The following is a 12,552-nucleotide window of genomic DNA, read 5'->3' as shown; positions in this document are numbered from 1 at the left end:
CGGGGATGACGGGGCGCCCCCCGCATACAATGGCCGTTTGTGCCCCGGGCTGTCGCCCGTGCGGCTTTCCAGCTGGAGACACCGTGTTCATTTCTTCCGCCTTCGCCCAAGCGGCGCCGGCCGCCGCGGGCGGCGACATGCAGTCCTCTTTCATGAGCCTGCTGCCGCTCGTGCTGATGTTCGTCGTCCTCTATTTCGTGATGATCCGCCCGCAGATGAAGCGGCAGAAGGAGCACCGCGCGATGGTGGAGGCGTTGGCCAAAGGCGACGAAGTGGCCACGTCGGGCGGCCTGCTGGGCCGCGTGACCAGGCTGGGGGACAGCTACCTCGGCGTCGAGATCGCCCCCGGCGTGGAAGTGCAGGTCCAGCGCACAGCCGTCGTCCAGGTCCTCCCCAAGGGGTCTATCAAGTAAGGGACAACACGAGGGAGCCGCGGCGCCCTCGTCCTCGTGATGAACCGATATCCTCTCTGGAAGTACGCGATCATCGGGATCGCGCTGCTGATCGGGGTGCTCTACACCCTGCCCAATTTCTTCGGCGAGGACCCCGCCGTCCAGGTTTCGTCCGGCCGCAGCAGCGTCGCCATCGACCAGACGACCCGCGCGCGCATCGAGCAGGCGCTGGCCCAGGCCGGCATCAAGCCGCTGTCGATCATCGTCGACCCGAATTCGATCAAGGCGCGCTTCGAGAGCACCGACGTCCAGCTCAAGGCCAAGGACGCGATCCAGCGCTCCCTGAACCCGGACCCGAACGATGCGGCCTACGTCGTGGCGCTCAACCTGCTGTCCAAGACGCCGCAGTGGATGGCCGCGATCAACGCCGCGCCCATGTACCTGGGCCTGGACCTGCGCGGCGGCGTGCACTTCATGCTGCAGGTCGACATGCAGGCGGCGCTCACCAAGAAGGCCGAATCCTATGCCGGCGACCTGCGCTCCATCCTGCGCGAGAAGAACGTGCGGCATGCGGGCATCGCCCGCAACGGCCAGGCCGTCGAAGTCCGCTTCCGCGACCCCGAGGCGCTGACCGCCGGCCGCAATGTCATCGCCGACCAGTTCCCCGACCTGCAGGTGGCCGAACGCGTCGAGGGAGATACCACCCTCCTCACCGCGACGATCAAGCCGGAAGCGGCGCGCCGGGTGCAGGACCAGGCCCTCAAGCAGAACATGGTCACGCTGCACAACCGGATCAACGAGCTGGGCGTGGCCGAGCCGGTGATCCAGCAGCAGGGCGCCGACCGCATCGTGGTGCAGCTGCCCGGCGTGCAGGACACCTCGCGCGCCAAGGACATCCTGGGCCGCACCGCCACGCTGGAAGTGCGCATGGTCGACGAAAGCACGGAGGGCCGCGCCGCCGAAGTGGGCAACGGCCCGGTGCCCTTCGGCGCCGAGCGCTACATGGACCGCGAAGCCCGCCCCGTGATCGTGAAGAAGCAGGTGATCCTCACCGGCGAGAACCTCACGGACGCCCAGGCCGGCTTCGACAACCAGACGCAGGAGGCCGCCGTGCACCTGACGCTGGACGCCAAGGGCGCGCGCATCTTCCGCGACGTCACGCGCGAGAACGTCGGCAAGCGCATGGCCATCCTGCTGTTCGAGAAGGGCAAGGGCGAGGTGGTGACGGCGCCGGTGATCCGCAGCGAGATCGGCGGCGGGCGCGTGCAGATCTCCGGCCGCATGACGACCAAGGAAGCCAACGACGTGGCGCTGCTGCTGCGCGCCGGCTCGCTGGCCGCGCCGATGGAAATCATCGAGGAGATGACCATCGGCCCGACCCTGGGCGCCGAGAACATCGCCAAGGGCTTCCACAGCGTGGCCTGGGGCTTTGCCGCGATCGTGGCCTTCATGGGCATCTACTACATGCTGTTCGGCCTGTTCTCCGGGCTGGCGCTGGCCGTCAACCTGCTGCTGCTGGTGGCGATCCTGTCGATGCTGCAGGCGACGCTGACGCTGCCCGGCATGGCCGCCATGGCACTGGCGCTGGGCATGGCCATCGACTCCAACGTGCTGATCAACGAACGCGTGCGCGAGGAACTGCGAGGCGGCGCGACCCCGCAGGCGGCGATCCACGCCGGCTACGACCGGGCGTGGGCGACCATCCTGGACTCCAACGTGACGACGCTGATCGCCGGCGTGGCGCTGCTCGCCTTCGGTTCGGGCCCCGTGCGCGGCTTCGCCGTGGTCCACTGCATCGGCATCCTGACCTCGATGTTCTCCGCCGTGTTCTTCTCGCGCGGGCTCGTGAATCTCTGGTACGGACGGCAGAAGAAATTGAAGTCGGTATCCATCGGAACGGTCTGGCGGCCGGGCGCCGATGGCGCTATAACCAAGGCCGAGTAGGCAAACTACGTACGGGCGCATTTCGCATCCCGCAACAAGGACAAAGTTAGTGGAGTTCTTCAAGATCCGGCGGGACATCCCGTTCATGAAGAATGCGCTGGTCTTCAACGTGATTTCGCTGGTCACGTTCCTGGCCGCCGTGTTCTTCCTCGCCACGAAGGGGCTGCACCTGTCGGTGGAATTCACCGGCGGGACGGTGATGGAGGTGAGCTATTCGCAGCCGGCGGACGTGGAGCACGTGCGCCGCACCGTCAGTTCGTTGGGTTATACCGACGTCCAGGTGCAAAACTTCGGCACGGCGCGCGACGTCATCATCCGGCTGCCCGCCGTCAAGGGCGTCAGTTCGGCGCAACAGAGCGACCGCACCTTCCAGGCCCTGAAAGCCACCGACCCGGGCGTGAGCCTGCGGCGCGTGGAATTCGTCGGCCCGCAGGTCGGCGAGGAACTCGTGTCCAACGGCCTCAAGGCGCTGGCCATGGTGGTCGCCGGCATCATGCTTTACCTGGCGATCCGCTTCGAGTGGAAGTTCGCCGTGGCGGCCATCATCGCCAACCTGCACGACATCGTGATCATCCTGGGCTTCTTCGCCTTCTTCCAGTGGGAGTTCTCGCTGGCCGTGCTGGCCGCGGTGCTGGCGGTGCTGGGCTACTCGGTGAACGAGTCGGTGGTGATCTTCGACCGGATCCGCGAGAACTTCCGCCGCTTTCGCAAGATGAACACGGTCGAGACGATCGACAACGCGATCACCTCCACCATCAGCCGCACGATCATCACGCACGGCTCGACGCAGATGATGGTGCTGTCGATGTTGCTGTTCGGCGGCGCGACGCTGCACTATTTCGCGCTGGCGCTCACGATCGGCATCCTGTTCGGCATCTACTCCTCGGTGTTCGTCGCGGCGGCCATCGCCATGTGGCTGGGCATCAAGCGCGAAGACCTCGTCAAGGGCGAGCGCAAGCGGGGAGAGGGCGACCCGAACGACCCCAACGCGGGCGCGACGGTCTGAGGCCCTGCTGATGTCCTCCACGCTCACCCCCGGATCCGCGCCGCTGGCACGGCAGGCGCGGGAGCGTTTCGTCTCGCACATGGAAGGCGTGCTGCCGGAGCTCTCCGACGCGATCCGCTCGACGCTCAGCGAGCAGATGAACAACGCGCAGAGCAGCCGCGAGATGCAGCAGCGCCGCGACGCGCTGGTCGAATTCGAGCAGACCTGCGCCAAGTGGGTCGAGCTCGCCGGCAAGGCCTGGCGCCGCGCCGTGGTGCCGCCCACCACGACGGGCCGCGCCCGCCTGGAGCTCGCCACCCTCGAGCTGATCGGCGACGACGTGGTGGAGAACAAGATCCTCTCCTCGCGGCTGGCGATGGCGGTGCAGGAAAAGGCGGTCTGGGACCTCAACGACCTGAAGCTGCGAATCACGCACCTGGAAGGCGGCGAGGAACTCGCGAGCGAGGACGTGCTGCGGCCGGAGGCGCTGGCGCAGGTGCTGGTGGAGCAATGGAGCGCGGCCGCCTTGCCGCGCGAGACGTGGATCCTGGCCAAGGATGTGATCCAGAAGCACATCGTGCCGCGCGCGCTGGCGGGCTACCAGCAGGCCAATGAATTCCTGGTCGAAAGCGGCGTGCTGCCCCACATCGACCTGAAGTCGCGCGTGAAGCGCCCGCCCCGCGCCCCCGGCCGCGGCGCGCCGCCCCCGCAACAGCAGGGCGCCGAGGGGCAGCCCGCGGACGGCGCCGCAGGCGGTGCCGACATGGGCGGCTACGGCGGGTACGGCGGCTACGGTGACGCCGGCGGCCCGATGGGTCCGGGTGGCCCGATGGGTCCCGGCGGCGACCAGGGCGCGGGCACGGGCTTCGGCGGAGGGTACGCGGCGGGCGGTTACGCAGGCGGTCACGGCGCAGGCGGCCATCCCGGGGCCTACGGCGGCGGCCAGGGCGGCCAGGGCGGTGGCGGTGCGGGCGGTTACGGCGGCCAGGCCGGCTATGGCGGCCAGGGCGGCTACGCCGGCCAGGGCCAGGGTGGCCAGGGTGGCCAGGGCCAAGGCGGACAGGGCGGCCAGGGCCAAGGCGGCCAGGGCGGTTACGCCGGCGGGTCTGCGCAGGGCTGGGCCCAGGGCGGCGCCGGCGGCCAGGGCTGGTCCCAGGGCGGTGGCGGCGCCCAGGGCGGAAATGGCGCGGCGCCGGGCGGCTCCAACGGCCATGTCCCGGGCGCGCAGGGCGGCGCAGGCGGCTCCGCGGACGATTCCTTCTTCGCGCCGAGCCCGGCAACCGCTGCGGCGGCCGGCGGCGAGACCGGTTCCTCGGCCACCACGCCGCTGGCGCGGGCGCGCATGCGCGCCACCGGTGTCATCGGCCAGCTCAAGCGCCTGTTGCGCGAACGCGTCGCGGGCTACGAAGCGCAGGATGGCGGGGGCATGCAGCCGTCGCCCTCGCTGGTGCAGGCGGTCACGCACCACCAGACCCAGGTGCAGACGCAGGTCCAGACGCGCCAGAACGAGGCGATGTCGCACGGCGACATCGTGGTCTTCGACGACGATGCCGTCGGCGAAGTCGCCCTCGACCTGCGCCAGCGCACCCAGCAACTGAAACGCCAGGCCGCCACCTCCTCGGAGAAGGCGACCATCGAGATCGTCGCCCTGATGTTCCAGGCCATCCTGTCCGAGGAACGCATCCCGGCCGCGATCCGCGTCTGGTTCGCGCGCCTGCAGATGCCGGTGCTGCGCGTGGCGCTGTCCGAGCCCGAGTTCTTCGGCTCGCTGGAGCACCCGGCCCGCCAGCTGATCGACCGCATGGGCGCCTGCGTGATGGGATTCGACTCCAGTGCCATCTCCGGCAGCGCGATGGAAAACGAGATCCGCCGCGTGGTGCAGGTGATCGAGCAGTACCCCGAGACGGGCCGCCGCGTGTTCCAGCTCGTGTACGACGAGTTCAAGCGCTTCCTGTCCAAGTACCTGACGGAAAAGGGCCCGACGCAGAAGCTGGTGAGCGTCGCGCAGCAGGTCGAGCAGAAGGAGACGATGGCGATCCAGTACACCATCGAGCTGCGCAAGATGCTCAACGACGTGCCGGTGCGCGAGGAGATCCGCGAGTTCCTGTTCAAGGTCTGGGCCGAGGTGCTGGCCGTGGCCGCCGTCAAGAACGGTCCGCAGCACGAGGAGACGCTGGCGCTGAAGAAGTCGGCCTCCGACCTGGTGTGGGCCGCCAGCGCCAAGCCGAACCGCAACGACCGCGCCAAGGTGATCCAGGACCTGCCGGACCTGCTCACGCGTCTGCGCCGCGGCATGACCCTGCTGGGGCTGGAGGCGAGCGAGCAGGAGAACCACATCAAGGTGATCGGCGACACGCTGGCCGATGCCTTCCTGTCCAAGACCGAGGCGATCCCGCACGCGCGCATCGAGGAGATGACGCGCCGCCTGGCCAACCTCGAGGACTTCGTTTCCGACGATGCCGCCGGCGAGCTCCCGCTGGACCAGGAAAGCATCGAGATGATGCTGGGCATCGACGCCTCGATGATCGAGGTGATCGGCGCCGGCGGTGCGCAGCCGAGCGCCGCGATGCAGTCGTGGGCCAACGAACTGACCATCGGCAACTGGTTCACGCTGGACCACAACGGCCGCATCGCGCAGGTGCAGTACGCCTGGGCCAGCGACCGCCGCCAGCTGCACCTGTTCGCCTCCGGCGACGGCCACTGCTACCTGATGCCCCTGCGCCGGCTGGCCTCCTACCTGCAGGCGGGCCTGCTGGTGCCGACCGAGGAGGAAGCGCTCACCGTGCGCGCCACGCGGGACGCGCTGGCGAAGCTGGATGCGAATCCGGAGCGCTTGCTGCAGTAGGCAACGCCGTCATTCCCGCGCAGGCGGGAATCGAGGGCTTCCAAGACAAAGGGGCGCAACGCGCCCCTTTGCTCTGGACCCCCGCCTGCGCAGGGTGACGGCTTCCCTCAATGCGCGATCCGGTCCTCCGCGTCATCGCACAGTTCATCGAGGATCAGCGCATCCGGCTCGTGCCCGAAGCGCCAGTAGACCATCAGCACGATGATCTTCAGCGCGTCGAGGCAGAAGTCGTCGCCGGGCGCGGCCATCGCCCGGTCCACCACGATTTCGCGCAGCGCCGGCGGCAGCACGCCCGAGGATTCGAGGAAGGAGATGAAGCCCAGGCAGTCGGCGCCCAGCCGGTCCTGCTCGCGGACGGAGAAGACGCGCATGCTCGCGGCGCCAGGCTGCGGCAACCCATGGAGCTGCGGTTCGACCGGGACGCAGATGTTCTGCGCCGCGACGTTGAGGCCATCGAGCCAGACCAGGGCCTCGTGGATTTCCTCGGGTTCGAAGCCATGGGCGCTGAGCTTGCGTTCGAGCGCATGCGGCTCGGGGCAGGCATCGCCGCGCCAGTAGTTTTCGTAAACGAACACCAGCACTTCAAACATGAGTCCCAATATAGCCCCCCGGGGCCGGGGAGCGCCATCGGTTTTACGTGCCCACGTTGCGCATCGGCACCAAGGAGCCGGGGCGGCACAGAAACGCAGGCCCGTTTCTCTGCCGCCCAGGCTCCAAGGTGCCGCGCGCACGCAGGCGTTCACGCGCTCGCCTGCCGCTGGTAAAGGCCGCCGGGAAGCCGGGCGACTTCGCCCGCGAGTTCGAGTTCGAGCAGGCGCGCCGACAGGCGCGACGCGGGGATGCCGGTGCGCGCGATGAGCGCATCGAGGCCGATCGGGTCGTAGCCCATCGCGGCGAGCAGCGGGTCCTCGCCCGTTGCCGCTTCGCCCTCGCCTTCCGGTTCCTCGCCGTCGTCCGCCGCGGGCGCGGCCGCCGCCGGCAGCACGAATCGCAGGTCCTCCAGCACGTCCTGCGCACTTTCCACCAGTTTCGCGCCCTGGCGCAGCAGCGCGTGGCAGCCGCGCGCATGCGGCGAGTGGATCGAACCGGGGATCGCGAAGACCTCGCGCCCCTGTTCGGCCGCCAGGCGCGCGGTGATGAGGGAGCCGGATTGCAGCGCCGCCTCCACCACCAGCGTCCCCTGCCCGAGGGCCGCGATCAGGCGGTTGCGGCGCGGGAAGTTGGCCGCCAGCGGCGGCGTGCCGAGCGGATACTCGCTCAGGAGCATGCCGCGCTCGGCGATCCGGTGCGCCAGCTCCAGGTGGCGCTTCGGATACACGCGATCGAGGCCGGTGCCCACCACCGCGATCGTCGCCACGGCGCCGGGAGCGGCGCCCTCCAGCGCGCCCTCGTGCGCGGCGCCGTCGATGCCCAGCGCCAGCCCGGACACGACGGTCACGCCGGCCTGCGCGAAGGCGCGCGAGAAGCGGCGCGCGTTCTGCAGTCCCTGCGGGCTCGCGTTGCGGCTGCCGACGACCGCCAGCGCGCGCTGCGGCGCGGTGCCTATGCGGCCCATGCGGTACAGCATGAGCGGCGGATCCTCGATCGTCAGGAGCGCGGCGGGGTAGTCGGCGTCGGCCAGCGTGACGACCTGGCGCCGCCCGGGATCCTGCGCCAGCCAGGCCAGGGTCGCCTCCAGCTGTTCCTGCCAGCCCTCGGGCGCCTGGCGCAGCGATTGCGCCAGCGGGCCTCCCACGGCCTGCGCGAGCGCGGCCTCGCCCTGCGCGAAGATCGCATCGGGCAGGCCGAAGGCGGCGAGCAGCTTGCGCGCCGCGACGGGGCCGAGCTGCGGGGTCAGCGCGAGGCGCAGCCAGACGGCCAGCTCGTCGCGCTGCACGGGCGGATCAGCGCGGGTTGGTCACGCGGTCGCCGACCATCACCGTGTCGGTGATCTCCAGCACCAGCGCGTACGACAGGTGCTCGAAGGTGCGGAACACCATCAGCAGCCCCGAGCGCTCGTCCGGCAGCTTGATGTTGGCGCGCTCGCGCGGCTCGGAGCGGTCTTCGACGCGGCGGCCGGAGCGCAGGATGGCCATCACGTAGCCGTTCTCCATGCCTTCGGCCGCGCCGCGGTTGATCGTCACGACCTGGTTCTGGCCGACGAGCGCCACCGCATCCCCGTACACGGAGATGATGTTGCCGTCCATGGGCAGGGTCGGCGCGCGGGGCACGTAGGTGGAAAAGACGCGCGGCGGCTCCGGCAGCAGCCGGTCGCCCACGCGCATTTCCTCCTTGGCGCGGGTGATGTCGATGGTGGCGGGGACGATCGTGTCCACCACCTCGCCGTTGGGCGCGCGCACCGGCTGGATCGACTCGCTGCGCACCAGCTCGGCGCTGCCGAGGTAGGCGGCCTCGTAGCCGACGACGCGACGGCTGAGCGGGTCGCGCAGCGGGACGGCATTGCGGAACACCCGGAAGGCCTCGACGCGGCGCGGGTCGGTCTCGACCAGCGGGGTGCCGGTGCGGCCGCGCACGTAGGCGCGGTCGCCTTCGGTGATCATGACCCGTTCCTCGGGCGCGGACACGATGCGGGGGGCGCGGTCCAGCAGCCCGGCATCCTCCACCAGGATCGCCTCGTTCAGGAACGGTTCGATGATCTGCGGCGGCAGGGTCGGGATCGCCGTGTCCGGCAGCGAGTTGATGCGCACCCTGGGCGACACACGCACCGTCTCGACCGGCTCCACGGGCGGCTGGCCGGCGCGCAGGCGCGCCAGGCCGTCGATCTTCTCCAGGTAGAGCGTCTGGCCAGGGTAGATCCGGTGCGGGTTGCGGATCTGCTCCATGTTCATGCCCCACAGCTCGGGCCAGCGCCACGGGCTGCGCAGGAACAGGCCGGAGATGCGCCAGAGCGTGTCGCCGGGCTTGACGGTGTACGTATCCGGCGCGTTGGGCGCCAGCTCGGACAGCGGGACGCCGGCGGCGGCCACCTGTTCGGCGGTGGAGCGCTGGCCGGGCGTGATGGGGAAGTTCTGCGCCAGGACGGCAGGGGCGAAGCCGCCGCCCACGATCAGGGCGGCACAGGCGACGATGCTGCGGCGGGTCGCCAGGCGCTTGGAGGAATCCATTTGGGTGGGGTCCGCTCTTGACAAGTTGCAGCCGATTCTGGGCCCAAGTCCTTGATTGGGCAATGTTTATGCCGTCTGTCGCCGACCCGCGCGCCCAAAAGTGGCGAAAATAGCGACAGTCCCCATCTGTCCCGCCATGGCCGTCCTGACCATCCTCACCTATCCCGATCCCCGCCTGCACACCGTCGCCAAGCCGGTGCAGGCCGTCGATGCCCGCATCCGCGGCCTGATCACCGACATGCTCGAAACGATGTACGACGCCAACGGCATCGGGCTCGCGGCCACCCAGGTGGACGTGCACGAGCGCCTGATCGTCATCGACGTGTCCGAGCAGCGCAACGAACCGATCGTGCTGATCAACCCGGAGATCACCTGGGCCAGCGAGGAGACGCAGGTCGGCGACGAAGGCTGCCTGTCCGTGCCCGGCATCTACGACGGCGTGGAGCGTTCGCGCGCCGTGAAGGTGCGCGCGCTCGACGGCGACGGCCAGTCGCGCGAGCTCGGCGCCGAGGGCGTGCTGGCCGTGTGCATCCAGCACGAGATGGACCACCTGCTGGGCAAGGTGTTCGTCGAATACCTGTCCCCGTTGAAGAGGAATCGCATCAAGACCAAGATGCTCAAGGCCCGCCGCGACACCGAGCGGGTCTGAAGGAGGTCCGCATGCGTTCGCTGATCCTGGCCGCCGGGCTGGTGCTGGCCGGCTGCGCCCATCCCTGGAACATCGCCGACGTCGCGCCGGGCACGCCGCGCGACCTGGTCATCGCGCGCGCCGGGCAGCCGGTGCGCGTGCTGCCGCTGGCCGACGGCGGCCAGCGCCTGCAGTACACGCTGCAGCCCCTGGGCCGCTATGCCTTCATAGTCGATCTCGATCCGGCCGGGCGCGTCACCAGCGCGCGGCAGGTGCTGACGGAAACCAACTTCCAGCGCATCGAGCCGGGCCGCTGGACGCGCGGCGACGTCGAGCGCGAGTTCGGCCCGCCGGCGCTGGTCGACCACGTCACCAGCTTCCAGGGCGACGTGCTGACCTACCGCTGGGCGGAGCGCAACGAGCCGATGTTCTACTGGGTCTACGTGGACCCGGGCGGCGTGGTGCAGCGCGCGCATCCGGGCATGGAGTTCATCAACTCGCCCCAGGATAGAGACTGATGCGGGTGGTCTTCGCGGGCACCCCGGAGTTCGCCCGGGTGGCGCTGGCGCGGCTGCATGCCGCCGGCTTCACGATCCCCCTCGTGCTGACGCAGCCGGACCGCCCGGCCGGCCGCGGCATGAAGCTGCAGCCCTCGCCGGTCAAGCAGTTCGCGCTGGAGCAGGGCATCGCCGTGGCGCAGCCGCGCAGCCTGCGCCTGGACGGCAAGTACCCCGAAGAGGCCGCCGCCGCGCAGGCCGCGCTGCAGGAGGCGGGCGCCGACGTGATGGTGGTGGCCGCCTATGGCCTGATCCTGCCGCAATGGGTGCTGGACCTGCCGCGCCTGGGCTGCCTGAACATCCATGCCTCGCTGCTGCCGCGATGGCGCGGAGCAGCGCCGATCCACCGCGCGATCGAGGCGGGTGACGCCGAGACCGGCGTGACCATCATGCAGATGGACGCCGGGCTCGATACCGGCGACATGCTGCTGGAGGAGCGCGTCGGCATCGCGCCGGACGACACCACGGGCACGCTGCACGACAAGCTCGCTGCCCTGGGTGGCCGCCTGATCGTCGAGGCGCTGGAACTCGCGGCCTGCGGCGGATTGAAGCCGGTCAAGCAGCCGCAGGAGGGCGTCACCTACGCGCACAAGATCGAGAAGGCCGAAGCGGCCATCGACTGGCGCCACGGCGCCGACGCGATCGCGCGCCGCATCCGCGCCTTCGATCCCTTCCCGGGCGCGAGCGCGCAGATCGGCGGCGAGACGCTCAAGATCTGGCGGGCGCGCGTCCTGCCGGGGCGCGGCAGCGTGGAGCCGGGCACCATCGTGTCGGTGGATGCGCAGGGCATCGCCGTGGCCTGCGGCGACCAGGGTCTGCTGGAGATCACCGAATTGCAGCGCCCCGGCGGCAAGCGCCTGGGCGCCTCCGACTTCCTGCGCGGCTTCCCGCTGCAAGCGGGCCAGCGCTTCGCCGCCTGATGTTCTTCCTGCGCGCGATCCATCGCCACCCGGAATTCGGCAACGGCATGCGCGCCACCGCCTCGGTGGCACCGGGCATCGCCGCCTGGGGGCTGATGACGGGCGTGGCGATGGTCAAGTCCGGCATGAGCGTGGTCGAGGCCGTGGCGATGACGCTGTTCGTCTACGCGGGCAGTTCGCAGCTGGCCGCGATCCCGCTGATCGTGGCGGGCGCGCCCTTCTGGGTGATCTGGGCCACCGGCTTTTGCGTGAACCTGCGCTTCGTCGTCTTCAGCCTGCACCTGCGCAACTACCTGATGCACCTGCCGCGGTGGCGGCGGCTGGTCAACGGCTTCCTGACCGCGGACCTGAGCTACGCGCTCTTCACCAGCCGCTTCCCGGAGCCGGCGCACGACGGCGCGGGCCGGCTGGCGCAGGAGGCGTACCTCGCGGGCAACTACTTCCTCACCTGGGCGGCGTGGAACGGCGCGAGCCTGGTGGGCATCGCGCTGGCCAACTGGATCCCCAGCGCCTGGGGGCTGGGCTTCGCCGGCGTGCTGTGCCTGGTGGGCGTGCTGTGCTCGCTGGCCAACACGCGGCTGCGGATGCTGGCGGTGGTGATCGCGGGTGGTGCCGCCGTCGCGGCGTACGCGCTGCCGCTGAAGCTGAACATCGTGGCGGCGATCGCCATCGCGGTGCTCGCCTGCTTCTGGCTGGAGGGGCGCGCCGCGCTGCCGCGGCGGAGGAAGCTCGCATGAACGGCGCGACCGACGGCTGGACGCTGTTCGTGATCGCGGGCCTGGCCGGCGTGACGGTGCTGGCGCGCTGCTTCTTCTTCATCCTCGACCGGCCGTGGACCTTGCCCGCATGGGCGCATCGCGCGCTGTACTACGCGCCGGTGGCCGCGCTGGCCGGCGTGGTGGTGCCGGAGATCGTGATGACCAACGGACATCTCGTGGCGACCTGGCAGGACGCGCGGATCTTCGGGGCGGCCGCCGGCGCGGTCCTGTATTTCTGGCGGCGCAGCGTGCTGGTGACGATGCTGGCGGGGATGGCGGTGTACCTGCCGCTGCATCTGGTGCTCGGCTGGTAGCTCGGGTGGGCTTCGTAGGCTGGCGCTGGAGCGCTAGCGAAAGCCCAGCGCTTCGCGCATCGCTGGGCTTTCGCTATCGCTCCAGCGCCAGCCTACGTCAATACC

General features: G+C 70.0%; 12 protein-coding genes. 9 read left to right on the top strand and 3 right to left on the bottom strand.

Going from position 1 to position 12,552, the window contains the following annotated elements; translation table 11 throughout:
- Positions 1 to 83: 83 nt before the first annotated feature.
- From yajC to WG923_RS20450, 4 genes are read left to right on the top strand one after another with little or no spacing between them, the layout of a single operon-like run.
- Positions 84 to 413 (top strand): preprotein translocase subunit YajC, encoded by a 330-nt coding sequence (gene yajC / locus WG923_RS20465; protein WP_340352843.1) that lies wholly within the window; start codon positions 84 to 86, stop codon positions 411 to 413.
- 39 nt (positions 414 to 452) lie between these two features.
- Complete coding sequence (gene secD, locus WG923_RS20460) at positions 453 to 2,336, top strand: protein translocase subunit SecD (RefSeq protein WP_340352842.1); 1,884 nt, start codon at positions 453 to 455, stop codon at positions 2,334 to 2,336.
- Between the two features lie 49 nt (positions 2,337 to 2,385).
- A complete protein-coding gene (gene secF / locus WG923_RS20455) occupies positions 2,386 to 3,342 on the top strand; it encodes a protein translocase subunit SecF (protein ID WP_340352841.1) in 957 nt (318 codons plus the stop codon).
- Between the two features lie 10 nt (positions 3,343 to 3,352).
- Positions 3,353 to 6,166, top strand: coding sequence for a DUF1631 family protein (locus WG923_RS20450; RefSeq protein WP_340352840.1), 2,814 nt, complete (start codon positions 3,353 to 3,355; stop codon positions 6,164 to 6,166).
- A gap of 107 nt (positions 6,167 to 6,273) precedes the next feature.
- On the opposite strand, the gene WG923_RS20445 is transcribed toward WG923_RS20450, so the two are convergent.
- From WG923_RS20445 to WG923_RS20435, 3 genes are all read right to left on the bottom strand, one after another.
- Positions 6,274 to 6,756, bottom strand: coding sequence for a DUF494 domain-containing protein (locus WG923_RS20445; RefSeq protein WP_340352839.1), 483 nt, complete (start codon positions 6,754 to 6,756; stop codon positions 6,274 to 6,276).
- A gap of 149 nt (positions 6,757 to 6,905) precedes the next feature.
- The gene (gene dprA, locus WG923_RS20440; RefSeq protein ID WP_340352838.1) at positions 6,906 to 8,042 is read right to left on the bottom strand and encodes a DNA-processing protein DprA; all 1,137 of its coding nucleotides are present in this window, start codon (positions 8,040 to 8,042) and stop codon (positions 6,906 to 6,908) included.
- Positions 8,043 to 8,049: 7 nt separating this feature from the next.
- Complete coding sequence (locus WG923_RS20435) at positions 8,050 to 9,270, bottom strand: LysM peptidoglycan-binding domain-containing protein (protein WP_340352837.1); 1,221 nt, start codon at positions 9,268 to 9,270, stop codon at positions 8,050 to 8,052.
- A 136-nt stretch (positions 9,271 to 9,406) separates the two neighbouring features.
- Here WG923_RS20435 and def point away from each other — a divergent pair, with 136 nt between their 5' ends.
- The 5 genes from def to WG923_RS20410 are packed head-to-tail and all read left to right on the top strand — an operon-like array spanning position 9,407 to position 12,447.
- Complete coding sequence (gene def, locus WG923_RS20430; protein WP_340352836.1) at positions 9,407 to 9,919, top strand: peptide deformylase; 513 nt, start codon at positions 9,407 to 9,409, stop codon at positions 9,917 to 9,919.
- 11 nt (positions 9,920 to 9,930) lie between these two features.
- Positions 9,931 to 10,416: a hypothetical protein gene (locus WG923_RS20425; RefSeq protein WP_340352835.1), complete on the top strand. Its 486-nt coding sequence runs from the start codon at positions 9,931 to 9,933 to the stop codon at positions 10,414 to 10,416.
- Positions 10,416 to 11,375 carry a methionyl-tRNA formyltransferase gene (gene fmt / locus WG923_RS20420; protein ID WP_340352834.1) on the top strand — a complete coding sequence of 320 codons (960 nt, stop codon included), beginning with the start codon at positions 10,416 to 10,418 and terminating at the stop codon, positions 11,373 to 11,375. The genes WG923_RS20425 and fmt overlap by 1 nt, the downstream gene beginning before the upstream one ends.
- The gene (locus WG923_RS20415) at positions 11,375 to 12,112 is read left to right on the top strand and encodes an AzlC family ABC transporter permease (protein WP_340352833.1); all 738 of its coding nucleotides are present in this window, start codon (positions 11,375 to 11,377) and stop codon (positions 12,110 to 12,112) included. Before fmt ends, WG923_RS20415 begins: the two co-directional genes overlap by 1 nt.
- The gene (locus tag WG923_RS20410) at positions 12,109 to 12,447 is read left to right on the top strand and encodes an AzlD domain-containing protein (RefSeq protein ID WP_340352832.1); all 339 of its coding nucleotides are present in this window, start codon (positions 12,109 to 12,111) and stop codon (positions 12,445 to 12,447) included. The genes WG923_RS20415 and WG923_RS20410 overlap by 4 nt, the downstream gene beginning before the upstream one ends.
- Positions 12,448 to 12,552 lie beyond the last annotated feature (105 nt).

The organism is Ramlibacter sp. AN1133 (assembly GCF_037890035.1).
Classification (GTDB): Bacteria; Pseudomonadota; Gammaproteobacteria; order Burkholderiales; family Burkholderiaceae_C; genus Ramlibacter.
The sequence above is the reverse complement of the archived record's forward strand: the minus strand, read 5'-3'. Positions and strand labels throughout refer to the sequence as shown.

Excerpts from the sequence above, each read along its gene's own strand:
- WG923_RS20445 (WP_340352839.1), bottom strand. The coding sequence starts at position 6,756 with ATGTTTGAAGTGCTGGTGTTCGTTTACGAAAACTACTGGCGCGGCGAT.
- def (WP_340352836.1), top strand. The coding sequence starts at position 9,407 with ATGGCCGTCCTGACCATCCTCACCTATCCCGATCCCCGCCTGCACACC.
- WG923_RS20410 (WP_340352832.1), top strand. The coding sequence starts at position 12,109 with ATGAACGGCGCGACCGACGGCTGGACGCTGTTCGTGATCGCGGGCCTG.
- fmt (WP_340352834.1), top strand. The coding sequence starts at position 10,416 with ATGCGGGTGGTCTTCGCGGGCACCCCGGAGTTCGCCCGGGTGGCGCTG.
- WG923_RS20425 (WP_340352835.1), top strand. The coding sequence starts at position 9,931 with ATGCGTTCGCTGATCCTGGCCGCCGGGCTGGTGCTGGCCGGCTGCGCC.
- WG923_RS20415 (WP_340352833.1), top strand. The coding sequence starts at position 11,375 with ATGTTCTTCCTGCGCGCGATCCATCGCCACCCGGAATTCGGCAACGGC.
- WG923_RS20450 (WP_340352840.1), top strand. The coding sequence starts at position 3,353 with ATGTCCTCCACGCTCACCCCCGGATCCGCGCCGCTGGCACGGCAGGCG.
- WG923_RS20435 (WP_340352837.1), bottom strand. The coding sequence starts at position 9,270 with ATGGATTCCTCCAAGCGCCTGGCGACCCGCCGCAGCATCGTCGCCTGT.
- secD (WP_340352842.1), top strand. The coding sequence starts at position 453 with ATGAACCGATATCCTCTCTGGAAGTACGCGATCATCGGGATCGCGCTG.